Origin of the sequence: Streptomyces sp. Z423-1, from assembly GCF_013009255.1 — a bacterium.
GTDB classification, from domain to species: domain Bacteria; phylum Actinomycetota; class Actinomycetes; order Streptomycetales; family Streptomycetaceae; genus Streptomyces; species Streptomyces gossypiisoli.
In genome coordinates this window covers 7,257,714-7,282,447 of record NZ_CP053109.1, presented here as the reverse complement: position 1 = coordinate 7,282,447, position 24,734 = coordinate 7,257,714, and the positions used below count along the sequence as shown (strand labels likewise).

The window sequence follows — 24,734 nt, the reverse complement described above, 5'->3', positions numbered from 1 at the left end:
CGTCCAGCGGGCCGGAAACCGTCCGGGCAACCGCCCCCGCAACGTCAGAGACCCGTCAAGCCCCGTGCTGCGACCGCGCCTTGAACGCCGCCTTCCGGGCCTCCTTGGCGATCTTCTTGTCCGGGTGGATCCGCCCCATCGCCTCCAGGACGTCCGCGGTGGCCGGATGGTCCACCCGCCAGGCCGCCGCGAAGAACCCGCTGTGTTGTTCCGCGAGGCCCTCCACCAGGCCGCGCAGTTCCTCGGAGTTGCCCTCGGCGGCGAGTTGCGCGGCCAGGGTGTCCACGGTGAGCCAGAAGATCATCGCCTCGGACGGGGCGGGTACGTCCGTACAGCCGTGCTCCGTCAGCCAGACCCGGGCGAGACCGCCCAGCTCGGGGTCGTCGAGGACGTCCCGCAGGGCGGGTTCGGCGTCGGGGCCGACAAGGGAGAGGGCCTGCTGGCAGCGCAGCCTGCGCAGCGGGGCGCCGGAGTCGGCGCCCCGGGCGGCGGCGAGCAACTCCCGTGCGGCGACGAGCGGTTCGCGGCGGGCCAGCCACTGCTCGGTCTCGGCCTGCGCGGCCCGCGGCCCGAAGGCGGCCGTTCCGTCGAGCAGCGCGTCGGCGCCCTTGTCGGCCAGTTCGCCCACGGCGGGCGCGTCGAAACCGGCTTCCAGCAGCCGCGCCCGCAGCCCGTACAGGCCGAGCGGCGTGAGCCGGACCATGCCGTAGCGGGACACGTCGGTGTCGTCGACGGCGCCCGGCTCCTCCCCGGTGCCCTCGGCGCCCTCGGCGCTCCCGGAGTCCGCGGCGCCCCCGGTGTCCCCCGTGTCCGCCATCAGCGTCTCGTCGACCGGCTGGTAGTCCACCAGCCCCACCGGCTGCAGCACCCGGAACTGGTCGTCCAGCCGCATCATCGCGTCGGACACCTGCTCCAGGACGTCGTTGGTGGGCTCGGCCATGTCATTGGGCACGATCATCGACGCGGCCAGCGCGGGCAGCGGCACCGCCGCCCCGCCGGGGCCGTCCTCGCTGACGGTGAGCAGGTAGAGGTTGCCGAGCACGCCGTCGAGGAACGCGGACTCGGCCTCGAAGTCCCAGTCCAGCGCGGACGTGTCGACGCGGCCGCCCTCGTCCATCGCCTCGGCCGGCTCGTCGAGGTCGGGCACGCTCGCGTCGGCGAGCACCGTCTCCAGGGCGCCCAGCCAGACGCCGAGCACGTCGTGCGGGGAGCCGCCGGTGAGCTGCGCCAGCTCCTCGCCCGCCCTGACCGTGCCGGCCTCCTCGTCGACGACCTCGACCAGTCCGGTGTCCACGGCGACCCGCCAGGCATCTCTGGCCGGCGCCGCCGCGTCGTCCCCGCTCAGCCCGAGCACCTCGGCCGCGGCCGGCAGCTGCTCGTCGACCAGTGCGCCCCCGGCGTCCACGCGGGTCTCGGGCCCGGCCCAGCGGGCGAGCCGGGCGGCCCGGGACAGCAACGGCGTGGACAGCGCGTCGCGCGCCAGCTCAGCTTCGGAGGTCAGCCGCACCGGCGGCAGGGGGGAGCTGTCTGACATCGGGGAGATCTCCTAGGGCGCCTGGAAGGCCGTACGACCGTCTGGACGTCGTACGACCCCGGAAGTCGTCGTACGACTCGGCCACTCAGCCTAGACGGATTTCAACCCATGCCGCCCGGTTCATCTCCCCGTCGGGCGCCGTACATGGCCGAAACCTTGACAAGTGGCCTGAGTACACAGGAAATTGACGCGCGTAGAAGTTGGGGGGACAAGTGTTCACTCCGTCCACGGTTTCTACGCGCGTCGTCACTGTTTTCCGTTCCACCCTCGTCCCGGCGCTCACGTACGTCCCCGGAGGGATCCCGTTGCCGAGCAAGTCTTCCGCGCGCCTTGCCGCGCTCACCGTCGCCGCCGTCTGTTCCGCGGCGTCCACCGTCGTCGTCGCCTCGCCCGCGCACGCGGACGCGGTGCGCATCCATGACATCCAAGGCAGTACGCGGACATCGCCGTACGCCGGTCAGCAGGTCACGGACGTGGCCGGAATCGTCACCGGCGTGCGCACCTACGGTTCGTCGCGCGGTTTCTGGATCCAGGACCCGAGCGCGGACGCCGACCCGGCCACCAGTGAGGGCATCTTCGTCTTCACCGGCTCCACCCCGAAGGTCGCCGTCGGCGACTCGGTGACCGTGTCGGGAACGGTGTCCGAGTACGTCCCGGGCGGCACCTCCTCCGGCAACCAGGCGCTCACCGAGATCACCCGGCCGACGATCACCGTCGTGTCCAGCGGCAACCCCGTCCCGGCCGCCACGGTGATCGACGCGCGGTCCGTGCCGAACGCCTACGCCCCGGCGGGCGACCCGGCGGCGAAGGGTTCCATCAACGGCCTGCCGCTCCAGCCGGAGAAGTACGCCCTGGACTACTACGAGTCCCTGGAGGGCATGAACGTCCAGGTCGCCGACACCCGCGTGGTCGGCGCCACCGACCCGTACACCGAGCTGTGGGTCACGGTGAAACCGCGCGAGAACGCCAGCCGCCACGGCGGCGCGGTCTACGGCTCGTACACCTCGCAGAACACCGGCCGACTGCAGATCCAGTCCCTCGGCAAGGCCGCCGACTTCCCGGACGCGAACGTCGGCGACATGCTCACCGGCACCACGACCGGTCCGCTGGACTACACCCAGTTCGGTGGTTACACCCTGGTCGCACGCGAGCTCGGCACCCTGGAGCAGGGCGGTCTGGAGCGCGAGACCACCCGCAAGCAGCGGCGCGGCGAGCTGGCGGTGGCGACGTACAACGTCGAGAACCTCGACCCGGCCGACGCCACGTTCGACGCGCACGCCGCCGCGATCGTGCGCAACCTCCAGTCGCCCGACATCGTGTCCCTGGAGGAGATCCAGGACAACAACGGCTCGAAGAACGACGGCACGGTCGCCGCCGACCAGACGATGTCCAAGCTGATCGACGCGATCGTCGCCGCGGGCGGCCCGCGCTACGACTGGCGCTCCGTCGACCCGGTGGACGGCGAGGACGGCGGCCAGCCCGGCGGCAACATCCGCAACGTGTTCCTGTTCAACCCTCAGCGGGTGTCCTTCACCGACCGCCCGGGCGGCGACGCGACGACCGCCACCGGCGTGACCAAGGTCCGCGGCAAGGCGGCGCTCACCGTCTCCCCCGGCCGGATCGACCCGACGGACGCGGCCTGGGAGGACAGCCGCAAGCCGCTGGTCGGCGAGTTCGTCTTCCGGGGCAGGACGGTCTTCGTGATCGCGAACCACTTCGCGTCGAAGGGCGGCGACCAGTCGCTGCACGCCCAGTACCAGCCGCCGACCCGCACGTCGGAGTCCCAGCGCCACCTCCAGGCGACGGTGGTGAACGCGTTCGTGAAGCAGATCCTGGACACCCAGAAGAACGCGGACGTCGTCACGCTCGGCGACATCAACGACTTCGAGTTCTCCGACACGGTCAAGATCCTCGAAGGCGACAGCGAGCTGTGGTCGGCGATCAAGTCGCTGCCCAGGAGCGAGCGTTACTCGTACGTCTACCAGGGCAACAGCCAGACCCTGGACCAGATCCTGATCAGCCCGTCGATCCGGCGCGGCTGCGACTTCGAGTACGACAGCGTGCACATCAACGCCGAGTTCCACGACCAGATCAGCGACCACGACCCGCAGGTGCTGCGGTTCCGCCCGTAACCGTCCGTAACGCCCGTGGTCAGGGCCGGCTGAACACGCCGTTCAGCCAGCCCTGCCACGCCGCTTCGTCCGCCTCGGCGTCGGCGCCCGGTGCGAAGTCGTGCACGGACATGCCGACCCGGTGGCCCCAGTGGTTGCGTCCGAAGAAGCGGAGCATCGCGTCGTCGGTGCGCAGCCCGATGAAGTACGGGTTGCGGAAGTCGACCACGGCTTCGAGGAGTTGCCCCTCGGGCCCGCGTGCCTGGACCCGCGCGCCCTCGGCGGTGTCGTCCGCCAGCCCGAGCGCCCGCGCGACGGTGGCCAGGGCGTCGGGCGTGCCGGACGCCTCGGGTCCGTCGAAGGTGGCGAAGGCGACGACCGGCCGGCCGCCGAACGTCGTGAGGTACTCGCGCAGGGTGTGCAGGTAGAAGTCGGTGTGCTTGCTCGCGCCGTCGTACTGGTTGTCCCAGTCGTCGACGAAGATCCCGCTGTGCACGTACCGCACCCAGGCCCGCCGCCCGTCGTCGCGCGGCTCGACGGTGTAGTCGAGCTGGTTGAGGGTCTGCTCGGAGATGCCCTCGACGTCCGCGACGCGGTTGGTGTACCGGTGCGGCGGGTCCCAGGCGATGACCTCGGACCCGAAGGGTCCCTTGCCGCCCTTCCGCGGCTCGGGCGCCTCCATCGGCCACAGCCAGCCGCCGGTGCCGGTGGTGATGGCCTCCCACACCTGCTCGGGCGTGGCGTCGACCTCGAACTCTCGGGCGATCTCGAATTCCTTGGACATGGTTGGCTCCTGAGTGGCGGCGGTACCGGCGGTACTAGCTGTCGAGTTCCGGGGCAGAGGGCTGGGGTTTGACCGTGGGGTGGAGGGCCACGACGATCCGGTGGTCCCGGCCGCCCTCGGCGTCCGGGGCGTCGTACTTGTGGATCAGCGCGGTCACGCCCGCCGTCAGCTCCTCGACGAACGCCGCCCGGTCGGCGGCCGAGGCGAACCGCACCTCGCCGTCGAGCGCGTACGTCGCGAGCCGCTTGCGGGCCTTCGCCGCGCCCGAGATCAGCGTGCCGACGTCCCGCACGAGCCGCGCGCCGAGCGCGAGCAGCCAACGCGCGGAGAGCTGGTCCCGGAAGCGGTCCGGGTCGGGCTGTACGGCGGCCAGGGCGAGCGGTGAGATGACGTACGACGCGGCGGTCGCCCGCATCAGCCGCTCGGTGATGTTGCCCTTGCGGCGCTCCCCCGCGAGCTCGACCAGGCCGTGCCGCTCCAGCGCCTTGAGGTGGTAGTTCACCTTCTGACGGGGCAGCCCGATCTGGCCGGCCAGCATCGCGGCCGACGCGGGGCCGTCCGCGAGCCGGGCGAGCAGCCGGGCCCGGACGGGGTCCAGACAGACGGCTGCGGCCTCGGGGTCCTCGATCACGGTCACGTCCAGCATGCCTCCACCCTCTCACCGAAAACTTTTTTTGTCCAGGCGATTGGAGTTTTCGGTGAGGTGGCATGAAGAAGGCTGGCCGGTACGTCCACCGACCAGCCTTCGATCTCGACGGCGATCAAGCGCCGACCATCGCTCCGGTCACCTACCGCCCGCAGTGCCGCCGCCGCAGCACCGCCGCCGCGACGATCACCGCACCGGCCACCGCCCCGGCGACCAGCACCGGCCGGGGATGCCGTAGCCCGGCCTGGGCGACCGTACGCACCGGTCGCGGCATGCCACCGTGCTCCACGGCCTCACTCGCCCGGGCGGCCCTGCCCTGCACCGCGTGGCTCGCCTTCGCGGCCCTGCCCTGCACGGCGTGCGTCGCCTCGACGGCCCTGCCCTGCACCGCGTGCCCCGCCTGAGCCGCCTTGCCCTGAACGGCATGGCCGGCGTGGGCGGCGGAGCCGCGCAGCTGGACGGTCATGGCACCGGCCTTGTCCTTCAGGTCGGCGGCGCGCGCCCTGGCGCGGCCCTTGACGTCCGCCTTCGTCGCCAACTCCTCGATGGTGTCACCGAGTTGGCTGCGGGTCTGCGCGATCTGCCGGCGCAGCTCGTCGGGCCCCTTGGCGCCGGTTCCCCGCGTCGTCCTGTCTGTCATCGATGTGCCCTTTCCCTGATCTCCTCGACATCGGCCCTGACGCTGCCGAGGGTCTCCTCGGGCGTGGGGGGTGCCGCGCGGCGCAGCTGGGCACGGCCGGTCGCGGCCAGTAGTCCGGCGAGCGCGAAGAGCACGCCGGTGACGATCAGCGCCGCGGCCCAGACGGGCAGCGTCAGCGAGAGCGCGGCGGCGGCCGTGGCGGCCAGGGCGAGCAGCCCGGCGTAGGCGACGGCGCCCGCGGCGCCGAAGAGTCCGCCGCCGCGACCCGCGCGCCGGCCCTTCTCGGCCAGTTCCTCCTTGGCGAGGTGCACTTCCTGCCGTACGAGCTGGGAGAGTTGTTCGGTTGCCTGGCCGACGAGTTCGCCCACCGAGTGGTGCTCCTCGGCCACGGGCTTGGTGTCCGGGATACCGGTCACGGTGTTCCGCCTCCTCTCGGTTCGGAACACCGGGTACCCGCACCCGCCCCCGCTACCCGTGCTCCACGTCCCCGCGACCGCGCCGGCCGAGCCGCGCCAGCTGGGTCTGGAACCAGTCGAGGCGGGCCTGCAACAGGGCGGCTTCGGCGACGAGTTCGGGTACGCCGAGGCCGGCGGGCAGCGACGCGGGCGGCAGGCCGGTTCCGCCGGGGCCGGTCGGTGATCGTTCGGATGCCCCGGAAGCGGCCGCCGGGCCCGCCCCGAACGCCGCGCCCGCTGCCGCCCCCGCACCCGCCACGACCCGCAGGCCCTCCCCGGCCAGCCGGGCGAAGGAGGCGAGGGAGACGGACGTACGGCCGCGCAGGCAGCCCGCGCAGGACGGGGCCAGGGCGCGCCAGCCGGGCCTGCCCCAGCCCGCGTCGGCCAGCGCGGCCGCGGTCGTACCGCAGCCGCAGGGGCCGACGGTCGCCGTGCGGACCCTCTGGCGGGCGTAACGGAAACCGCGTTCGAAGCGGATGTAACGGCCGAGGACCAGCACGTCCAGGAGCACGGCCGTCCGGTTTTCGGCGGTGCACAGCAGCCCCTCGGCCACCGAGCGCTCGTGCACGCAGTGGAACCCGCAGTCGCAACGGCGGTACGGTACCGCGTGCCGCAGACCGTAGACGCAGGACGCGTCCGCCACGACTCCGTACGGCAGCGCGCCGCCGAGCGACACACCGGTGAACCCGGCCCGAGTGCCGTCCTGCGACAGCACCGGGTGGGCGATCTTGTAGCCGGTCGGCGGCTCCGTCGGACGTTCCTCCGGAAGCCGCAGCCTCATCGGGCGGCCGGCACCTCTTCGGGCGCGGGCTCCGCCAAGTCCTTGATCTCCACGGGGAGTTCGAGTTCCTCCTCGTGGGCGACCGGCTGCTCCTCCGCGACTCCGGTGACGAGTGCCTTGCCGAGCTTCATGACGCCTCCCAGGACCAGGTGGTGGTGGACCGTCCCGGCCATGGTGACCCATGAGGGGCGGGGTTGCCCATAGCGCCTTGCGCTCCGCGGCCGTCACCTCATCGCAGGAAGGCTTATGAATACCTCGTAGGAAATTTAAGTGGATCTACACAATGCCCCTGCCGACACTACTCCCATGACGAACACCCCCTCCCCCGTCCCCGCCCCGCCCTTCGGCCGCACCCTCTGCGCGATGATCACGCCCTTCACCGAGGCGGGTGCGCTCGACCTCGACGGCGCGCAGCGGCTCGCCGACCGGCTGGTGTCGCGGGGCTGCGACGGGCTGGTGCTCAACGGCACGACGGGCGAGTCACCGACCACGTCCGACGCCGAGAAGGCAGTGCTCGTCCGGGCGGTCCGGGAAGCGGTGGGGGATCGCGCGTCCGTCGTCACGGGCGTCGGCACCCCCGACACCCGCCACACGATCGAGCTCACGCTGCAGGCCGAGCAGGCGGGCGCGGACGGCGCCCTGGTCGTCACCCCGTACTACAGCCGGCCCCCGCAGGACGCGGTGGAAGCACATTTCCGCGAGGTGGCGGACGCGTCCGGCCTGCCGCTCATGCTGTACGACATCCCGGGCCGCACCGGCACCCGCATCGAACCGGAGACACTGATCCGGCTCGCCGAGCATCCCCGCGTCGTGGCGGTCAAGGACTGCTCGTACGACGTCCTCGGCACCCAGAAGGTCCTGTCCCGTACGGACCTGGCGTACTACGCGGGCTGCGACGAACACATTCTCGCCCTGTACGCGGTGGGCGCGGCGGGCTGCGTCAGCACGGTGGCGAACCTGATCCCCCGTCACGTCCGTTCGCTGTACGACGACTTCGACGCGGGCGACACGGCCGGCGCGGCCCGCCGCCAGTTGCAGGCCGTGCCCCTCATCGAGGCGATGATGTCGGCGGGCCTGCCCGGCACGGTCACCGCCAAGGCGCTGCTGTCCGCGCTGGACCTGCCGTCGGGCCCGGTCCGCCCACCCCTGCGCCCGGCGGGCCGCGAGGCGACGGACGGTCTGCTGGCGGCGTACGGGGAGCTGGCGACGTACGAGGAACGGACGGCGGACGGGCGACAGCCTGCATGACTGGGCGAACAGCCTGTATGACTCGCGACAGCCTGTATGACTGGGACAGCCTGTATGACGGGCGACAGAGCGCATGACGGCGACAGCCTTCTGCTGGACCCGCGATTGCGCGGTGTGACCACGAAGGCCCGGGGCCCCCGCCGCTCACCATGTCTCCATGATCTCCACGCGGTGGGGGCCCCGGGCCTCGGTGCTCGCGGCGGGGCGGATCAGCCCGCAGCGTTCTCCGTGGTGTGCTCGTCGCCGAGCAGCCGGAAGTGCTCCAGCACGTCCTCCATCGGGTCGTCGACCTGGCCGAGGTTGACCAGGCCGATCCGCGGGCCGTTGTGCGAGGCCTGGTTGGTCTCGTCGGCGTGCGCGACACCGGCCGGGAGCCAGCACATCGTCGCCAGGGTCACCACACCGGTCACCCGACGCGCCGCGATCCTCGCCCGCTCGTTCGTCATTGCTCAGTCCTCGTCTCACCGTTTCGGCATCTGATCGGACACTGGGTCCACCGGATTCATCTGCCGGGAGCCGTCCGAGGTAACGGACGGTAATCCTTTTAAGTGATCGTCGAGCGACGGCGGACGTCAGTTGTGGCTGTGCAGCACGTCGTTCAGCCCGCCCCAATCGGCGTTGTTCGGCCGGGCCTCGACCGTGCCGGTGACGGAGTTGCGGCGGAAGAGGATGTTGGAGGCGCCGGACAGCTCGCGGGCCTTGACGATCTGGCCGTCGGGCATGGTGACCCGGGTGCCGGCGGTGAGGTAGAGGCCCGCCTCGACCACGCAGTCGTCACCGAGCGCGATACCGATACCGGCCTCGGCGCCGACGAGGGAGCGCTCACCGATGGCGACCCGCTCCTTGCCGCCGCCGGACAGCATGCCCATGGTGGACGCACCGCCGCCGATGTCGGAGCCGTCGCCGACGACGACGCCCTGCGAGATACGGCCCTCCACCATCGAGGTGCCGAGGGTGCCCGCGTTGAAGTTGACGAAGCCCTCGTGCATGACGGTGGTGCCGGCGGCGAGGTGGGCGCCGAGGCGGACGCGGTCGGCGTCGGCGATCCGGACGCCGGCCGGGGCCACGTAGTCGGTCATGCGCGGGAACTTGTCGACACCGAAGACGCTGAGGTGCAGGCCGCGGGCACGGGCGGCGAGCCGTACGGTCTCCAGGGTGTCGACGGCGACCGGGCCGAGGGAGGTCCAGGCGACGTTGGCGAGCAGGCCGAAGATGCCGTCGAGGTTCGGCTCGTTCGGCTTGACCAGGCGGTGCGAGAGCAGGTGCAGGCGCAGGTATGCGTCGTGGGTGTCGAGCGGCTTGTCGTCGACGGAGGAGATGACCGTCCGGACCGCCACGACCTCCACGCCGCGTACCTCGTCCTTGCCGACGGCCGCGACGCCGTGCTCACCGAGCAGCTCGGCGGTGCGCGCCTCGTCGAGGCGCTCGGTACCGGCCGGTCCGGGCTCGGCGGCCAGCTCGGGGGCGGGGAACCAGGTGTCGAGAACAGTGCCGTCGGCGGCGATCGTGGCAAGGCCGGCGGCCACGGCGCCGGTGGTGCGAGGAGCAGTCGTGTCGGTCATGAGGGCAACCTAACCGGCGCGGGGCCACGGATGCGAACCAGCGAGGGGATGTCTCAGGTGGCGGGCGCGGTGGTGGGCCCGCCGCCAGTCCGGATCACCCTCCCCAGGACCTCCCGCGCCCACCCCTCCTCGTACGCCACCCCCGTCACCAGCACCTGCAGACAGATGCCGTCCATCAGCGCGAGCAACGCCCGAGTGGTCGCCGGGTCGGTGCGGCCGGCCAGGTGTTCGCTCACGTTCTCGGCCCACTCCGCGGCCACCGGCCGCAGCGCCGGGCGGCGCAGCGCGGCGAGGTACAGCTCGCACTCCAGCTCCACGCCCGCTCGGTCGCCCGCGAGCCACTCCCCCAGCAGGGCGGCGAGCTCGGCGGCCAGGTCGGTCCCCGGATCGGTCAGCGACTCGCGCCCGGCGACCAGCTCGGCGAAGCCCTCGTTCGCCTGCCGCAGCGCCGCGACCAGCAGGTCGTCCAGGGTCTTGAAGTGGTACGTCGTCGAACCGAGCGGCACATCGGCCTCCGCGGCGACGGACCGGTGGCTCAGCCCGGCGATCCCCTTGGCGCCGACCACGCGGATCGCCGCGTCGATGATGCGCTGCCGCCGCTCGGGGTCGTAGCGCCGGCCCATCAGTGCGCACCGCCCAGGTTGAGCACCACGACTCCCAGGACGATCAACGCGATCCCGGCGGCCTTGGCCACGGTCATCCCCTCGCCGAGGAACAGCATCCCGATCACCGCGATCGCCGCGGTGCCGACGCCGGACCAGATCGCGTACGCCGTGCCGACGGAAATCGTTTTCAGGGTCTGGGCCAGCAGCGCGAACGCGACCACGTACCCGAGGGCGGTGATCAGCGAGGGCCACAGCCGGGTGAAGCCGTGGCTGTATTTCATGGCGGTCGTGGCGGCGACCTCTGCGGCGATGGCTCCGGCGAGCAAGAGGAATCCCATGTGTACGAGGGTACACAACGATGTGTACAGCCGTACATAAAGGCTCACAGGCTGGTGACTCGAACCAATGCGGAAACGCTTTCCGAATCAGCCTGCTCAAGCGCCACACCGTCCACTAATGTTTCAGCGCTCACATACCGGCCAGTCGCGGCCGTGCCCTTCCCCGCGCGCCCCTGGAGGAATCGCGCATGCCCGAAAGCACCACCCCACCCCCGCAGCAGCCGTGGGAGAACAACTGGACCCCGGACACCTCCCGGGTCCCCGGAACCCGGCGCCTCTGGCTGGCGGGCGCCCTCGCCATGGCCACGGTCGTCGTCTGCGTGACCGCAGTGATCGTCATGGAGACGCACCCTGACGACATGTCACCCAAGAGCGCGCCACCCGCCCCCACGGACGGCGCGACCATACCCGGCCTGATCTCCTTCGCCAGCCCCTCCGCCACGGGCACGACCCCACCCCCCGGCAAGAGCGGCCTGTCGTCCGCCCAGCCCTCGCGGACCGCGTCCGGGCAGCCGAGCCCCACCCCCACCGCGAACACACCGCCCACGTCCCCCGCCCCCGGCGCCACGTCCTCCAACAACCCGAAGCCGCCCGCGAGTTCCGCGACCTGGCGCTTCGTCAACTCGGTCAACTACCCGGATCGCTACTGGCGCGTGAGCGACGGTCGGGTCACCCTCGACACGATCACCTCGTCCTCGGCCCGCCAGGACGCCACCCTCAAACTCGTCAAGGGCCTTGCCGACGCCTCCTGCTACTCCTTCGTCACGGCCGACGGCGACTACCTCCGCCACCGCGAGTTCGTCCTGCGGGCCGAGGGCCACGACGGCTCCGGGCTGTTCCGGCAGGACGCCACGTTCTGCCCCCGCTCCCTGGGCTACTCCGACGCGATCGCCCTGGAGTCCGTCAACTACCCCGGCCGCTTCCTGCGCCACTGGGACTTCCGGCTGCGCCTGGACCCGTTCCAGCACAACGGCCAGTACTACGCCGATACGGCCTTCCGCCTGGTGACCGACGTGACCGGGACGGGGAACGACCACGGGTACGACAGTGGCCCCCGGCGGTATACCGGGGGCCACTGAAAGGACGTACGAGAACCAACCTGCGAGCAGGCTCAGACGTTGAACCCGAGCGCCCGCAGCTGCTCCCGCCCATCGTCCGTGATCTTGTCCGGGCCCCACGGCGGCATCCAGACCCAGTTGATGCGCAGTTCGCTGACCAGGCCGTCCGTCGCGGACTTGGCCTGGTCCTCGATGACGTCGGTGAGCGGGCAGGCCGCGGACGTCAGGGTCATGTCGACGGTCGCCACATTGGAGTCGTCGATGTGAATGCCGTAGATCAGGCCGAGGTTGACGACGTCGATGCCCAGCTCGGGGTCGACGACGTCCATCAGGGCCTCGCGGAGCTCCTCCTCCGAGGCCGGTTTCATCTCCACGGTCTCGCTCATGCCGTCTTCCTTTCGGCGTCGGCGCCCAGCGCCTGGGCCGTCGCGTCCTTCCACGCCATCCAGCTCAGGAGGGCGCACTTCACCCGGGCCGGGTACTTGGAGACTCCGGCGAACGCGACCGCGTCCTCCAGGATGTCCTCCATCGCGTCGTCCGGTTCGATCTTCCCCTTGGACTGCATCAGCTCCAGGAAGGTCTCCTGGATCTTCCGCGCCTCGGCAAGCTCCTTGCCGACCAGCAGGTCGTTCAGTACGGACGCGCTCGCCTGGCTGATGGAGCAGCCCTGGCCCTCGTACGAGACGTCGCTGATCGTCGTACCGTCGTACTTCACTCGGAGAGTGATCTCGTCACCGCACGTCGGGTTCACGTGGTGCACCTCGGCGTCGCCATCCCGCAAGCCCCGCCCGTGCGGGTTCTTGTAGTGGTCCAGGATGACTTCCTGGTACATCGAATCCAGCTTCATGCGATCGCTCGTCCCGTCAGCCGAAGAAGTTCCGTACGTGCTCCAGGCCGTCGACCAGTGCGTCGATCTCGGCCGGCGTGGAGTACAGATAGAACGACGCTCGCGTGGTCGCAGGAATTCCGTACCTCAGGCAGACCGGGCGCGCGCAGTGGTGGCCCACGCGGACCGCGATGCCCTGCTCGTCGAGAACCTGGCCCACGTCGTGCGGGTGGATGTCACCGAGGGTGAAGGAGATCGCGGCTCCGCGGTCCTCGGCCGTGGTCGGGCCGATGATGCGCAGGTCGGGGACCTCCGCCAGCCGCTTGACCGCGTACTCGGTGAGCGCGTGCTCATGGGCGAGGATCTTGTCCATGCCGATCGAGTTGAGGTAGTCGATCGCCGCGCCCAGGCCGACCGCCTGCGCGATCGGCGGCGTACCCGCCTCGAACTTGTGCGGTGCCGGGGCGTACGTCGACGAGTGCATCGACACCGTCTCGATCATCTCGCCGCCGCCGAGGAACGGAGGCAGGTCCTCCAGCAGCTCCTGGCGGCCCCACAGCACGCCGATGCCCGTCGGGCCGCACATCTTGTGGCCGGTGAAGGCCACGAAGTCGGCCTGCAGAGCCTGCACGTCCAGCGGCATGTGCGGCGCGGCCTGCGAGGCGTCGACGCACACCAGCGCGCCCACCTCCTGCGCGCGGCGCACTATCGCCTCGACCGGGTTCATGGTGCCGAGGATGTTGGACACCAGCACAAAGGAGACGATCTTCGTCTTCTCCGTGATGATCTCGTCGATGTTGGACAGGTCGAGCCGGCCGTCGTCGGTGAGGCCGAACCACTTCAGCTTCGCGCCCGTGCGCTGCGCCAGCAGCTGCCACGGCACGATGTTGGAGTGGTGCTCCATCTCCGTGATGACGATCTCGGTGTCGGAGTCCACCCGGTAGGGCTCGTCGGCCCAGCCGAGCATGTTGGCCACGAGGTTCAGCGACTCCGAGGCGTTCTTGGTGAAGATCACCTCGTCGCGGCTGGGCGCGTTGATGAACTCCGCGACCTTGTCGCGCGCGCCCTCGTACAGCGCCGTGGCCTCCTCGGCGAGCACATGCACACCGCGGTGGACGTTGGCGTTGTAGCGCTCGTAGTACTCACTCAGGGCGTCCAGCACCTGACGCGGCTTCTGGGAGGTCGCCGCGTTGTCCAGGTACACAAGCTTCTTGCCGTCGTGGATCAGTCGGTCCAGGACGGGGAAGTCCTTGCGGATCGCCTCGGTGTCGAGGAGGCCCGGCAGCTGTGTCACGCGGATGCGCCACCCTTCGTGTATGCCTCGTAGCCCTCTTCCTCCAGCTTGTCGGCGAGCTCGGCGCCGCCGGACTCCGCGATGCGGCCGGCCGAGAAGACGTGGACGTAGTCGGGCTTGATGTAGCGCAGGATGCGCGTGTAGTGGGTGATCAGCAGGGTGCCGACCTCGCCCGTCTCACGGACGCGGTTCACACCCTCCGACACGACCCGCAGCGCGTCGACGTCCAGGCCGGAGTCGGTCTCGTCGAGGATCGCGATCTTCGGCTTGAGCAGCTCCAGCTGGAGGATCTCGTGGCGCTTCTTCTCGCCGCCGGAGAAGCCCTCGTTGACGTTGCGCTCGGCGAAGGCCGGGTCCATGTTGAGGCGCTCCATGGCCTCCTTGACCTCCTTCACCCAGGTGCGCAGCTTGGGGGCCTCGCCGCGGATCGCGGTGGCGGAGGTGCGGAGGAAGTTGGAGACCGAGACGCCGGGGACCTCGACCGGGTACTGCATCGCCAGGAACAGGCCGGCGCGGGCGCGCTCGTCGACGGACATCTCCAGGACGTCCTCGCCGTCGAGGGTGACGGTGCCCTCGGTGATCGTGTACTTCGGGTGACCCGCGAGGGAGTAGGCGAGGGTCGACTTGCCCGAGCCGTTGGGGCCCATGATGGCGTGCGTCTCGCCCTGCTTCACGGTGAGGTCGACGCCCTTGAGGATCTCCTTCGTGGCGTTGTCGGCCTCGACGGTGACGTGCAGGTCTCGGATTTCAAGCGTTGCCATGGGTGCCTCAGGACTCCTGGGTGAGGGAGACGAGAACGTCGTCCCCTTCGATCTTTACGGGGTATACGGGGACGGGGCGCGTCGCGGGGAGGCCGGACGGCTTGCCGGTGCGCAGGTCGAAGGACGAGCCGTGCAGCCAGCACTCGATCTGGCAGTCCTCCACCTCGCCCTCGGAGAGCGAGACGTTCGCGTGCGAGCAGATGTCGTAGATCGCGAACACCTCGCCCTCGGTGTGCACGATGGACACCGGCGTGCCGTCGAGTTCCACCCGCTTCGGGGTGTCCTCCTCCAGCTCGCTCAGCGCGCACGCGCGTACGAACGTGGTCATGCGACCGACGCCTCCAGCTCCTCTTCGATCTTGGCGATGAGCCGCTCCTCGATGTCCGGGACGCCGATCTGCTGGACCAGCCCGGCGAAGAAGCCGCGGACCACCAGTCGGCGGGCCTCGTGCTCCGGGATACCGCGGGCCATCAGGTAGAAGAGCTGCTCGTCGTCGAAACGGCCGGTGGCGGACGCGTGACCGGCGCCGACGATCTCGCCGGTCTCGATCTCCAGGTTCGGCACCGAGTCGACCCGCGCGCCGTCCGTCAGGACCAGGTTGCGGTTCATCTCGTACGTGTCCGTGCCCTCGGCCTTGGCCTCGATCAGCACGTCGCCGATCCACACCGCGTGCGCGCCGTCGCCCTGGAGCGCGCCCTTGTAGGCGACGTTCGACTTGCAGTGCGGGGTGTTGTGGGTGACCAGCAGGCGGTGCTCCTGGTGCTGGCCGGCGTCCGTGAAGTACAGGCCGTACAGCTCGGCCTCGCCGCCGGTGCCCGCGTAGGTCACGCGCGGGTGCAGCCGTACGAGATCGCCGCCGAAGGTGACGACGACCGACTTGAAGCCGGCGTCGCGGCCGACGAGGGCGTTGTGCTGGGCCACGTGCACGGCCTTGTCGTCCCAGTCCTGGACGGAGACGACGGTCAGCTTGGCGCCGTCGCCCAGGATGTAGTCGACGTTGGCGGCGAGCACGGCGTCACCGGTGTGGTCGATGACGACGACGGCCTCGGCGAAGGCTCCCAGCTCGATGACCTGGTGGGCGTAGGCGATGCCGCCCTGGCCGTGCACGGCGATGCGGATCGGCTCGGTGAGGACCGTCTCCTTGGGGACGGTGACGACCCCGGCCTTCTCGAACGCCGAGTACGCCTGGGCGGCGATGCGGTCCACCGGGGTGCCGGCCTTGCCGAGCCGCGCGTCGTCGCGGCCGACGGTCTCGACGGTGACGCCCTCGGGGGCCTCCACCTCGACCTTCACGCCCTCGCCGGTGGCGACGGCGGTGCCGTCGTGCAGGCCGCGCAGGCGCTCCAGCGGGGTGAACCGCCACTCCTCCTCACGGCCGTGCGGGACCGGGAAGTCCGCCACGTCGAAGGACGGGGGCGCGCTCATGCGCGAGACGACGGTCGACTCCGCGGCGACCGCGATCGAGCCGGCGGTGGTGGAGCCCACCGGGATGTTCTGAGCCTCAGCCATGGCTGTCGGTCTGCTCTCTTTCCTACGTTTTGCGATCTTCGGCCCGCCCCGGAGAGGCGGGCCGCCTGCTGCTGGACCGGAGGGCGGGTCTTAGCCGACCGCGCCTTCCATCTGCAGCTCGATCAGCCGGTTGAGCTCAAGGGCGTACTCCATGGGCAGCTCCTTGGCGATCGGCTCGACGAAGCCGCGCACGATCATCGCCATCGCCTCGTCCTCGCTCAGACCACGGCTCATCAGGTAGAAGAGCTGGTCCTCGGAGACCTTGGAGACGGTCGCCTCGTGGCCCATGGACACGTCGTCCTCACGGACGTCCACGTACGGGTACGTGTCGGACCGGGAGATGGTGTCGACGAGCAGAGCGTCACAGAGCACGTTGGACTTCGCACCCGGAGCGCCCTCGCCGATCTCGATCAGACCGCGGTAGGACGTACGGCCACCGCCACGCGCCACGGACTTCGACACGATGTTGGACGAGGTGTTCGGCGCCATGTGGACCATCTTGGCGCCCGCGTCCTGGTGCTGGCCCTCGCCCGCGAAGGCGATGGACAGGGTCTCGCCCTTGGCGTGCTCGCCCATCAGGTAGACGGCCGGGTACTTCATCGTCACCTTGGAGCCGATGTTGCCGTCGACCCACTCCATGGTCGCGCCCTCGTAGGCCACGGCGCGCTTGGTGACCAGGTTGTAGACGTTGTTCGACCAGTTCTGGATGGTCGTGTAACGGCAGCGGGCGTTCTTCTTGACGATGATCTCGACGACCGCGGAGTGCAGCGAGTCCGACTTGTAGATCGGCGCGGTGCAGCCCTCGACGTAGTGCACGTAGGCACCCTCGTCGACGATGATCAGGGTCCGCTCGAACTGGCCCATGTTCTCGGTGTTGATCCGGAAGTAGGCCTGGAGCGGGATCTCCACGTGCACGCCCGGCGGGACGTAGATGAAGGAGCCACCCGACCACACGGCGGTGTTCAGCGACGCGAACTTGTTGTCACCGGGCGGGATGACGGTCCCGAAGTACTCCTTGAAGAGCTCCGGGTGCTCCTTCAGCGCGGTGTCGGTGTCGAGGAAGATGACGCCCTGCTCCTCCAGGTCCTCGCGGATCTGGTGGTAGACGACCTCCGACTCGTACTGCGCGGCGACACCGGCCACGAGGCGCTGCTTCTCCGCCTCGGGGATGCCGAGCTTGTCGTAGGTGTTCTTGATGTCCTCGGGCAGGTCCTCCCAGGACTCCGCCTGCTTCTCCGTGGAGCGCACGAAGTACTTGATGTTGTCGAAGTCGATGCCCGACAGGTCCGAGCCCCAGTTCGGCATGGGCTTCTTCTCGAAGAGCTTCAGGCCCTTGAGGCGGAGCTTGGTCATCCACTCCGGCTCGCTCTTCTTCGAGGAGATGTCCCGGACGACGTCCTCGTCCAGGCCGCGACGTGCCGAAGCGCCGGCCTCGTCGGAGTCGGCCCAGCCGTATTCGTACTTGCCCAGGCCCTCGAGTTCGGGGTGGGCAGTCTCCGTGGGGAGAGTCATGCGGGGTTCCTCCCGGCCGTGCTTGCGGTGTTGTGGGTCTTGGAAGTCTTGGGGATGAACGTCGTGCAGACACCGTCGCCGTGCGCGATGGTGGCCAGCCGCTGGACATGCGTACCGAGCAGCTCGGCGAAGATCTCGGTCTCGGCCTCGCACAGCTGCGGGAACTGCTCGGCGACGTGGGCGACCGGGCAGTGGTGCTGGCACAGCTGCTCGCCGGTGGGCGCGCTGCGCGCCGTAGCAGCGTACCCGTCCACGCTCAGGGCCTTGGCCAGCGCTTCCGTCCGCTTCTCCGGTGCGGCCGCCTCGACCGCCTTCCGGTACGCGGCTGCCTGGGCGGCGATCCGGGCGCGGGCGAAGGCGGCGACCGCCTCGCTGCCGCCCTCACGCTCGGCGATCCAGCGCAGCGCGTCGGCGGCGAGCTTGTCGTACGACTGGTCGAAGGCGTCCCGGCCGCAGTCGGTGAGGGCGAACACCTTGGCGGGCCGGCCGCGCGTGCGCGCTCCGTACACCCGCTGCTCGCGTGCCTCGACGACATCGTCGGCGACCAGCGCGTCCAGGTGCCGGCGTACGGCCGCCTGGGTGAGTCCGAGCCGTCCGGCGAGTTCGGCGACGGTCGACGGGCCGTGGTCCAGGATGGACCGCGCGACCCGGTTGCGCGTGGAGCGCTCCCCGGTCGCGAGCTCCTCCTGAGGGGTCCCCGTGGGGGTCACCCGAGCCTCGCCGACGTTTTTCACAACGCCATTGTTGCGTAATTCCTCAGAGGCAGGCAAGCGGCGTCCTGCCCGCCGGACGGTGCCCTGCGTCACTTAGGTATACCTAAGCTGACCTGCGGAAACGATCTTTGATCGATCATCGTGCCTAGTCGGAGGGGTTCCAGGTCACCGGCCGGATCCGGCCCCCGCCCCCCGCGGGCGCGGGCCGCGAACCTAGACTCTGGACCCATGCGAAGTGAGCCCGTGGTCCAGGTGCAGGCCCTGGTGAAGCGGTACGGCGACAAGACCGCGGTGAACGGCCTGGACCTGCAGGCCCGGGCGGGCGTCACCGCCGTGCTCGGTCCCAACGGGGCCGGCAAGACGACCACGGTCGAGACCTGCGAGGGGTATCGGAGGCCGGACTCGGGCACGGTGCGCGTCCTGGGCCTCGACCCGGTGCGGCAGTCCCGCGAGCTGCGGCCGCGGGTCGGCGTGATGCTCCAGTCGGGCGGCGTCTACTCCGGCGCCCGCGCGGACGAGATGCTCCGCCATGTGGCCCGGCTGCACGCGCACCCGCTGGACGTGGACGCCCTGATCGAACGCCTCGGCCTCGGCAGCTGCGGCCGGACGACGTACCGCCGCCTCTCCGGGGGCCAGCAGCAGCGGCTGGCGCTGGCCATGGCCGTCGTCGGCCGCCCGGAGCTGGTGTTCCTGGACGAGCCGACGGCGGGTCTTGACCCGCAGGCCCGCCGGGCCACGTGGGACCTGGTACGGGACCTGCGCGCGGACGGCGTCTCCGTGATCCTCACGACCCACTACATGGACGAGGCCGAGCAGCTCGCCGACGACGTCGCGATCATCGACGCCGGCCGGGTCGTCGCCCAGGGCTCCCCCGAGGAGCTGTGCCGCGGCGGCGCCGAGAACACCCTGCGCTTCACCGGCCGCCCCGGCCTCGACATCGCCTCCCTGCTCAAGGCGCTCCCCGCGGACTGCGCGGCCGCCGAGCTGACGCCGGGCTCGTACCGGGTCGTCGGCAAGGTCGACCCCCAGCTGCTGGCGACGGTGACGTCGTGGTGCGCCCAGCACGGGGTGATGCCGGACCGGATCTCGGTGGAACGGCACACCCTGGAGGACGTTTTCCTGGAGCTGACCGGCAAGGAGCTGCGCTCGTGACCACGACGGCCGAAAAAGGCACGTACGCACCCAGGCCCGGCGCGGCTCCCCTCCCCCGCATGATCGCGGCGCAGGCGGCGCTGGAGACGAAGATGCTGCTGCGCAACGGCGAGCAGCTGCTGCTGACGGTGATCATCCCGACGCTGCTGCTGGTGCTCTTCAGCACCGTCGACATCGTCGACACCGGCGAGGGAAAGGCCGTCGACTTCCTCGCCCCCGGCATCCTCGCGCTCGCCGTGATGTCGACGGCGTTCACGGGCCAGGCCATCGCGACGGGCTTCGAACGCCGGTACGGCGTGCTGAAGCGGCTGGCGTCCTCCCCGCTCCCCCGCTGGGGCCTGATGACCGCGAAGACCGCGTCCGTGCTGGTCGTCGAGGTGCTCCAGGTGATCCTCGTGACGGTGATCGCCCTCGCGCTGGGCTGGTCGCCGCAGGGCAACCCGTTCGCCGTGCTGCTCCTGCTGATCCTGGGTACGGCCGCCTTCTCCGGCCTCGGTCTGCTGATGGCGGGCACGCTCAAGGCGGAGGCGACGCTGGCCGCCGCGAACCTCGTCTTCCTGCTGCTGCTCGTCGGCGGCGGGGTGATCGTCCCGCTGGACAAGTTCCCCGACGCGGCGCAGAGCGTGCTGGGCCTGCTGCCCATCTCGGCGCTGTCGGACGGGCTGCGGGACGTGCTCCAGCACGGGGGCGGGATGCCGTGGGGCGACCTGGGGATCCTGGCCGGGTGGTCGGTGGTGGGCCTGGCGGCGGCGGGCCGGTTCTTCCGCTGGGAGTAGCGCACGCCGACCGGGGCCGGGGACCCTCGTGAACGCGTGCACAAGCGGCCCCCCTACGATGGTGCGCGTGCCAAAGCTGACCCGCGCCGACGCCACAGCGGCGTTGCGCAACCCCCTCGCCTTCATCGCCGCCCGCTGGACCCCCACCACCAGGACGGTTCAGCGAGCGGCTCTCGCCGCCCTCGTCATGTCGGTGGTCATCGTGGTGACCGGCGGCGCGGTCCGGCTGACCGGTTCCGGCCTCGGCTGCCCGACGTGGCCGAAGTGCACGGACGACTCGCTCACCGCGACCCGCGAGATGGGCCTGCACGGCGTCATCGAGTTCGGCAACCGCATGCTGACGTACGTGCTGTGCGCGGCGGTCGGCTGGGCGATCATCGCGGCCCGCGCGCAGAAGCCGTGGCGGCGCAGCCTGACCCGGCTGGGCTGGGCACAGTTCTGGGTCGTCATGAGCAACGCCGTGCTCGGCGGCATCGTGGTGCTGGTGGGCCTCAACCCGTACACGGTCGCCGCGCACTTCCTCGCCACCACGGCGCTGATCACCGTCGCCGCGCTGATGTGGCAGCGCATCCGGGAGGGCGACGGGGAGGCGCGGCCGCTGGTCGGCAAGGCCGTGCGGCAGCTGGTGTGGTGCCTGATCGCCGCGAGCGTCCTGCTGATCATGGTCGGCACGGTGGTCACCGGGGCAGGCCCGCACGCGGGTGACTCCAGCGACGTACCGCGCATGCCGGTGGACTGGGAGACCGTCAGCAAGGTGCACGCGGTGCTGGCGTGGATCGTGGTGACGCTGACCTTCGCACTGTGGTTCGTCCTCAAGGCCGTCGACGCCCCGCGCGGCCCCCTGAACCGCACCCGCGACCTGTTCCTGATCCTGCTCGCCCAGGGCGTCATCGGCTACGTCCAGTACTTCACGGACCTCCCCGAACTCCTGGTCGCCCTGCACATGCTCGGCTCCTGCCTGGTGTGGATCGCGGTCGTGCGCGTGGCCCTGTCCCTGCGCGAACGCCCGACGGACACCCCGACCGACGCACCTGCGCCTCAGGAGTACGCCGCCACCAGCGCGTCGATGGCCGGCCCCAGGTAGCTCCGCGTCAGCTCGCCCCGCCGCGCGGTCCACTCCGGGGCGGGCGGCGCGGGATCGCCGTACCGCCGCCCGCGGATGTCCTCGACCACCTCCGCGGGCGCCCCGAGGCCCGGCAGCACCTCAAGCGCCTCCCGCTTGGAGATCAACCGCCCGTCCCGCAGCGTCACGGCCGCCCGGGCGAAGGTCGTCAGCCCTACGTCGACCCAGGCGTCCCGCGTCCACAGCGGCGACCGGCGTACGGCGGGCCGCCAGAAGTCCCGCTGGTCGCGTACGACGAAGCCGTTCAGCTCGTGGTCCGGGACGGGTGGGAGCACGTCCGCCGGCGGGACGCCGTACAGCACGCGGCCGAAGGCGTGCAGTTCCCGGCGGCTCACGGGGGTGACCGGGCGGCGCATCAACCGCCGGTGCGCCCAGGTGAGGTGCGGCCGCCGGGAGTCGGCCGACGCACCGGGCGTCAGATAGCTGCAGTGCAGCTTGGCCGCGAGGGGCTCGGCACGCAGGCGGCTGTGCAGCGTCGCGACCCGCCATGCGGTGACCGGCGTCACAGGTCCCGGCAGCAACGCGATCAGGTCGAGATCGCTACGGCCCTCCTGGTAATCGCCACCGGCGAGCGAACCGTGCGCCCAGACGGCGAGCGGCTCCAGCGGCCCGAGCTCGGCGAGGAACCGGTCGAGTAAGTCCTGGGTCGGCATCCGCCCATTCTGTGCGGCTCAGTCCAGCCCGTACACCCTGCGCGCGTTCCCCGCCGCGATCAGGCCCGCGACCCGTTGGGCGTCCGTCAGGGACCAGGCGCCCTCCGTCACCCAGGTGCCCAGCACGCGGGCGAGGGCCTCGCGGAACAGGCGGGCGCCCACGACGTGCAGCTCGGGCAGGCCCTGGGCGCCGCTGGAGAAGAGGATCTTGCCGAAGGGGGCCAGTTCCAGGATCTCGGCGAGGACGGTGGCGGCGCGGGCGCCGGTGCGGACCAGGGCGGCGCCGGAGTCGGCGTAGACGTGCGGGAAGACGCCGGCGAGGTGGGCGGCGTGGCGGTGGTACGGGTAGCCGTGCAGCAGGATCAGGTCGGTGCCCATGCCGGCCGTCGCGCGGACGAAGTCCGTGAGCAGCACGGGGTCCGTACGGTCGATGCGCAGGCCCGGTTCACCGAGCCCGGCGTGCAGCTGGAGGGGCAGGCCGGAGGCGACCGCGATCCACAGCAGATGCCGCAGCAGCACCGGGTCGCTCAGCTCGCCGCCGACCCGCCGACCGGCCAGCCAGCGGCCCGCCGCGCCCCGCACCTCACCCGCACCCGGCGGCTCGGGCGCGAGCGCGAGGCCGTGCCGGACGCCCGCGACCGAGGTGAAGGCGACGGCGTTCGCCGCGGCCCCGTGCACCGACTCGGCGAGGTTCGCCAGGAACGACTCGACGGTGCCGGAGGTGTCGGCGACCTGCTCGGCCAGCAGTTCCAGGCGGACGATCTCACGCGCATCGGCGGTCGCGGTCGAGGCCATCTCGGCGGGGCTGGTCAGGTCGCCGGGCAGTCCGGTGTCGATGAGGTACGTCGTGATGCCGCTGCCGCGCAGCAGCCGCCGGGCCGCCTCCAGTACGCCGAGTTCGCGACGCCGGGCGAGATAGCGGGCGGGCGGGCAGTGCGGTTCCAGGCCGAGCAGCGGGGGGCACCAGCGGCGTACCGCGAAGCCGGTCTGGGTGTCGAAGAGGGTGGTGCCGGGGGCGGGCGGGCCCTCGGTGCGGGCCAGCTGGGCCTCGAAGGTGCCGAGGCCCAGCTCCGTTCTCAGCACGCCGTGGCAGTACTGGTCCACGAGGGACGGCGTTTCGATCATCCGGACTCCCGGGACTGGACCACGTACTCCTACGAGTCCTAACGGGTGAACCGGGTGTCAGGTGTTGCGTTCTCCGCGCCCTCGGAAGAACGTCCGGGAAATACCCGCGAAAGGCTGGGAAAGCCCGGGGAGGGAGTGCCGCTCAGCCGCCGATCTGGATCCCGGCCATCCGCTTCCACTCGTACGGGCCGGTCTTCACCTTCGCCGCGAACTCGCCGTCGAACGCCTCGTGCGCCGTGAGGCCGGACTTCTCCACCGCCTTCTCGGCGGTCGCGTACGTCGGTGCCACCAGGTCGCCCCAGCCGCCGTCCTCACCGACCAGCACGATCCGGGCGCCGCGCTGCCCGAGATAGGCGACCTGGGCCTCCGCCCCTCCGTGGGCCTTGGCGAAGGCGTTGATCTGCTTGGCGAGCCGGGCCACCCGGCGCTCGTCCACCTGCTGCGTGTCTCCCATGGCCAGGATGCTACCGGCGAGTAGCCCATAGGGAAAGGGAGGGCCGCTAGCGCAGGAAGGGGTCCACCGCCACCGCCACGAACAGCAGCGACACATACGTGATCGACCAGTGGAACAGCCGCATCTCCTTCAGCTTCGCGCCCGTCACCTCGGCCTTCGCCCGGTTCTGCAACGCGTGCGCCTCCCACAGCCACCAGCCGCCGGCCACCAGCGCGACCAGGGTGTAGAACCAGCCGGTGTAGCCGAGCGGGGTCAGCAGCAGCGAGACGGCGACCATGACCCAGCTGTAGATCACGATCTGCTTGGCGACGACCTTGTTGGACGCGATGACCGGCAGCATCGGCACGCCGACGCGCGCGTAGTCGTCCTTCACCTTCATCGACAGCGGCCAGTAGTGCGGCGGCGTCCAGAAGAAGATGACCAGGAAGAGGATGAGCGGCGCCCAGGTCAGCGAGTTCGTCACCGCCGTCCAGCCGATCAGCACCGGCATGCAGCCCGCGATGCCGCCCCACACGATGTTCTGCGAGGTGCGGCGCTTGAGGATCATCGTGTAGACGACGACGTAGAAGAGGAGCGCGCCGAGGGCGAGCCAGGCCGACAGCCAGTTGACGGCGAGGCCGAAGAGGAGGGTGGAGGCGATCGCCAGGGCGATGCCGAAGGCGAGGCACTCGCGCGGACTGACCATGCCGGTGACCAGCGGACGCTGCGAGGTGCGGTCCATCAGCGCGTCGATGTCACGGTCGATGTACATGTTGAGGGCGTTGGCGCCGCCCGCGGAGAGGTACCCGGCGATGCAGGTGACGAGCACGAGACCGAGGTCCGGCACACCCTGCTCGGCGAGGAACATCACCGGCACGGTGGTGATCAGCAGCAGCTCGATGATCCGCGGCTTGGTCAGCGCCACGAACGCCCTCACACGAGCCCCGAACGGCCGGTGACTCGGGCTCTCGCTCGTCCCGATAAGCCCCGCAGGACGGGATTCAACGGCCGTCACGCACACCCCTGACAGAGACATCCCAGCAAGCCCGAACCGTGTGAAGTACCGGTAAAGGCTCGCGCGTACCACGCCACTGT

At 70.7% G+C, this 24,734-nt stretch carries 29 protein-coding genes; 6 read left to right on the top strand and 23 right to left on the bottom strand.

Annotated elements, in window-relative coordinates; all coding sequences use genetic code 11:
* Window positions 1-55 precede the first annotated feature (55 nt).
* Entirely contained in the window at window positions 56-1,534 is a 1,479-nt protein-coding gene (locus HJD23_RS32795; RefSeq protein WP_171108925.1) for a hypothetical protein, read from the bottom strand.
* A gap of 305 nt (window positions 1,535-1,839) precedes the next feature.
* On the opposite strand from HJD23_RS32795, the gene HJD23_RS32790 reads away from it, so the two are divergent.
* Complete coding sequence (locus HJD23_RS32790) at window positions 1,840-3,666, top strand: endonuclease/exonuclease/phosphatase family protein (protein WP_171108926.1); 1,827 nt, start codon at window positions 1,840-1,842, stop codon at window positions 3,664-3,666.
* 19 nt (window positions 3,667-3,685) lie between these two features.
* Here HJD23_RS32790 and HJD23_RS32785 read toward each other — a convergent pair whose 3' ends face one another.
* The 6 genes from HJD23_RS32785 to HJD23_RS32760 form a co-directional block, all read right to left on the bottom strand.
* Window positions 3,686-4,429 (bottom strand): SRPBCC domain-containing protein, encoded by a 744-nt coding sequence (locus tag HJD23_RS32785; protein ID WP_171108928.1) that lies wholly within the window; start codon window positions 4,427-4,429, stop codon window positions 3,686-3,688.
* A 34-nt stretch (window positions 4,430-4,463) separates the two neighbouring features.
* Window positions 4,464-5,075 carry a helix-turn-helix domain-containing protein gene (locus tag HJD23_RS32780; protein ID WP_171108930.1) on the bottom strand — a complete coding sequence of 204 codons (612 nt, stop codon included), beginning with the start codon at window positions 5,073-5,075 and terminating at the stop codon, window positions 4,464-4,466.
* 142 nt (window positions 5,076-5,217) lie between these two features.
* Window positions 5,218-5,715 carry a DUF3618 domain-containing protein gene (locus HJD23_RS32775; RefSeq protein WP_171108932.1) on the bottom strand — a complete coding sequence of 166 codons (498 nt, stop codon included), beginning with the start codon at window positions 5,713-5,715 and terminating at the stop codon, window positions 5,218-5,220.
* Window positions 5,712-6,131, bottom strand: coding sequence for a phage holin family protein (locus HJD23_RS32770; RefSeq protein WP_171108934.1), 420 nt, complete (start codon window positions 6,129-6,131; stop codon window positions 5,712-5,714). The genes HJD23_RS32775 and HJD23_RS32770 overlap by 4 nt, the downstream gene beginning before the upstream one ends.
* A gap of 52 nt (window positions 6,132-6,183) precedes the next feature.
* On the bottom strand, window positions 6,184-6,951 hold the full coding sequence (locus HJD23_RS32765; RefSeq protein ID WP_171108936.1) for a hypothetical protein: 768 nt from the start codon (window positions 6,949-6,951) through the stop codon (window positions 6,184-6,186).
* Entirely contained in the window at window positions 6,948-7,124 is a 177-nt protein-coding gene (locus HJD23_RS32760) for a hypothetical protein (RefSeq protein WP_171107085.1), read from the bottom strand. Before HJD23_RS32760 ends, HJD23_RS32765 begins: the two co-directional genes overlap by 4 nt.
* Before the next feature lie 133 nt (window positions 7,125-7,257).
* Between HJD23_RS32760 and dapA the strand changes: the two genes are divergently transcribed.
* The gene (dapA, locus tag HJD23_RS32755) at window positions 7,258-8,199 is read left to right on the top strand and encodes a 4-hydroxy-tetrahydrodipicolinate synthase (RefSeq protein ID WP_171108937.1); all 942 of its coding nucleotides are present in this window, start codon (window positions 7,258-7,260) and stop codon (window positions 8,197-8,199) included.
* Between the two features lie 209 nt (window positions 8,200-8,408).
* On the opposite strand, the gene HJD23_RS32750 is transcribed toward dapA, so the two are convergent.
* From HJD23_RS32750 to HJD23_RS32735, 4 genes are all read right to left on the bottom strand, one after another.
* The gene (locus HJD23_RS32750) at window positions 8,409-8,645 is read right to left on the bottom strand and encodes a hypothetical protein (RefSeq protein ID WP_171108939.1); all 237 of its coding nucleotides are present in this window, start codon (window positions 8,643-8,645) and stop codon (window positions 8,409-8,411) included.
* A gap of 126 nt (window positions 8,646-8,771) precedes the next feature.
* Window positions 8,772-9,761 carry a 2,3,4,5-tetrahydropyridine-2,6-dicarboxylate N-succinyltransferase gene (gene dapD, locus HJD23_RS32745; protein ID WP_171108941.1) on the bottom strand — a complete coding sequence of 330 codons (990 nt, stop codon included), beginning with the start codon at window positions 9,759-9,761 and terminating at the stop codon, window positions 8,772-8,774.
* A 53-nt stretch (window positions 9,762-9,814) separates the two neighbouring features.
* Complete coding sequence (locus HJD23_RS32740; protein ID WP_171108943.1) at window positions 9,815-10,384, bottom strand: TetR family transcriptional regulator; 570 nt, start codon at window positions 10,382-10,384, stop codon at window positions 9,815-9,817.
* A complete protein-coding gene (locus HJD23_RS32735) occupies window positions 10,384-10,704 on the bottom strand; it encodes a multidrug efflux SMR transporter (protein ID WP_171108944.1) in 321 nt (106 codons plus the stop codon). The genes HJD23_RS32740 and HJD23_RS32735 overlap by 1 nt, the downstream gene beginning before the upstream one ends.
* A 188-nt stretch (window positions 10,705-10,892) precedes the next feature.
* Here HJD23_RS32735 and HJD23_RS32730 point away from each other — a divergent pair, with 188 nt between their 5' ends.
* The gene (locus tag HJD23_RS32730) at window positions 10,893-11,783 is read left to right on the top strand and encodes an AbfB domain-containing protein (RefSeq protein ID WP_171108946.1); all 891 of its coding nucleotides are present in this window, start codon (window positions 10,893-10,895) and stop codon (window positions 11,781-11,783) included.
* Window positions 11,784-11,815: 32 nt separating this feature from the next.
* Here HJD23_RS32730 and HJD23_RS32725 read toward each other — a convergent pair whose 3' ends face one another.
* The 8 genes from HJD23_RS32725 to HJD23_RS32690 form a co-directional block, all read right to left on the bottom strand.
* Complete coding sequence (locus tag HJD23_RS32725; RefSeq protein ID WP_073942328.1) at window positions 11,816-12,148, bottom strand: metal-sulfur cluster assembly factor; 333 nt, start codon at window positions 12,146-12,148, stop codon at window positions 11,816-11,818.
* Window positions 12,145-12,609 (bottom strand): Fe-S cluster assembly sulfur transfer protein SufU, encoded by a 465-nt coding sequence (sufU, locus tag HJD23_RS32720; RefSeq protein WP_171108948.1) that lies wholly within the window; start codon window positions 12,607-12,609, stop codon window positions 12,145-12,147. The genes HJD23_RS32725 and sufU overlap by 4 nt, the downstream gene beginning before the upstream one ends.
* Window positions 12,610-12,625: 16 nt before the next feature.
* Window positions 12,626-13,882, bottom strand: coding sequence for a cysteine desulfurase (locus tag HJD23_RS32715; RefSeq protein WP_171108950.1), 1,257 nt, complete (start codon window positions 13,880-13,882; stop codon window positions 12,626-12,628).
* On the bottom strand, window positions 13,879-14,643 hold the full coding sequence (gene sufC, locus HJD23_RS32710; protein ID WP_171108952.1) for a Fe-S cluster assembly ATPase SufC: 765 nt from the start codon (window positions 14,641-14,643) through the stop codon (window positions 13,879-13,881). The genes HJD23_RS32715 and sufC overlap by 4 nt, the downstream gene beginning before the upstream one ends.
* A 7-nt stretch (window positions 14,644-14,650) precedes the next feature.
* Window positions 14,651-14,971 (bottom strand): non-heme iron oxygenase ferredoxin subunit, encoded by a 321-nt coding sequence (locus tag HJD23_RS32705; RefSeq protein ID WP_171108954.1) that lies wholly within the window; start codon window positions 14,969-14,971, stop codon window positions 14,651-14,653.
* Window positions 14,968-16,152 (bottom strand): Fe-S cluster assembly protein SufD, encoded by a 1,185-nt coding sequence (gene sufD, locus HJD23_RS32700; protein WP_171108956.1) that lies wholly within the window; start codon window positions 16,150-16,152, stop codon window positions 14,968-14,970. Before sufD ends, HJD23_RS32705 begins: the two co-directional genes overlap by 4 nt.
* A 90-nt stretch (window positions 16,153-16,242) precedes the next feature.
* Window positions 16,243-17,664 carry a Fe-S cluster assembly protein SufB gene (sufB, locus tag HJD23_RS32695; protein ID WP_171108958.1) on the bottom strand — a complete coding sequence of 474 codons (1,422 nt, stop codon included), beginning with the start codon at window positions 17,662-17,664 and terminating at the stop codon, window positions 16,243-16,245.
* A complete protein-coding gene (locus HJD23_RS32690; RefSeq protein WP_171108960.1) occupies window positions 17,661-18,398 on the bottom strand; it encodes an ArsR family transcriptional regulator in 738 nt (245 codons plus the stop codon). The genes sufB and HJD23_RS32690 overlap by 4 nt, the downstream gene beginning before the upstream one ends.
* 207 nt (window positions 18,399-18,605) lie before the next feature.
* Between HJD23_RS32690 and HJD23_RS32685 the strand changes: the two genes are divergently transcribed.
* Genes HJD23_RS32685 through HJD23_RS32675 form a run of 3 tightly spaced genes read left to right on the top strand, consistent with a single transcriptional unit; the run spans window position 18,606 to window position 21,389 of the window.
* On the top strand, window positions 18,606-19,529 hold the full coding sequence (locus HJD23_RS32685) for an ABC transporter ATP-binding protein (protein ID WP_171108962.1): 924 nt from the start codon (window positions 18,606-18,608) through the stop codon (window positions 19,527-19,529).
* Between the two features lie 59 nt (window positions 19,530-19,588).
* Complete coding sequence (locus HJD23_RS32680; RefSeq protein ID WP_197973586.1) at window positions 19,589-20,305, top strand: ABC transporter permease; 717 nt, start codon at window positions 19,589-19,591, stop codon at window positions 20,303-20,305.
* A 58-nt stretch (window positions 20,306-20,363) separates the two neighbouring features.
* The gene (locus HJD23_RS32675) at window positions 20,364-21,389 is read left to right on the top strand and encodes a COX15/CtaA family protein (protein ID WP_171108966.1); all 1,026 of its coding nucleotides are present in this window, start codon (window positions 20,364-20,366) and stop codon (window positions 21,387-21,389) included.
* Here the strand turns inward: HJD23_RS32675 and HJD23_RS32670 are convergent.
* The 4 genes from HJD23_RS32670 to HJD23_RS32655 all read right to left on the bottom strand — a co-directional run bounded on the left by HJD23_RS32670 (window position 21,344) and on the right by HJD23_RS32655 (window position 24,660).
* On the bottom strand, window positions 21,344-22,081 hold the full coding sequence (locus HJD23_RS32670) for a nucleotidyltransferase domain-containing protein (protein ID WP_171108968.1): 738 nt from the start codon (window positions 22,079-22,081) through the stop codon (window positions 21,344-21,346). The two genes, HJD23_RS32675 and HJD23_RS32670, sit on opposite strands and share 46 nt — an antisense overlap.
* Window positions 22,082-22,099: 18 nt before the next feature.
* Window positions 22,100-23,206 (bottom strand): amidohydrolase family protein, encoded by a 1,107-nt coding sequence (locus HJD23_RS32665; RefSeq protein WP_171108970.1) that lies wholly within the window; start codon window positions 23,204-23,206, stop codon window positions 22,100-22,102.
* A 142-nt stretch (window positions 23,207-23,348) separates the two neighbouring features.
* Window positions 23,349-23,660 carry a hypothetical protein gene (locus tag HJD23_RS32660; protein WP_171108972.1) on the bottom strand — a complete coding sequence of 104 codons (312 nt, stop codon included), beginning with the start codon at window positions 23,658-23,660 and terminating at the stop codon, window positions 23,349-23,351.
* 46 nt (window positions 23,661-23,706) lie between these two features.
* Window positions 23,707-24,660: a heme o synthase gene (locus HJD23_RS32655; protein WP_171111465.1), complete on the bottom strand. Its 954-nt coding sequence runs from the start codon at window positions 24,658-24,660 to the stop codon at window positions 23,707-23,709.
* Between the last annotated feature and the right edge of the window lie 74 nt (window positions 24,661-24,734).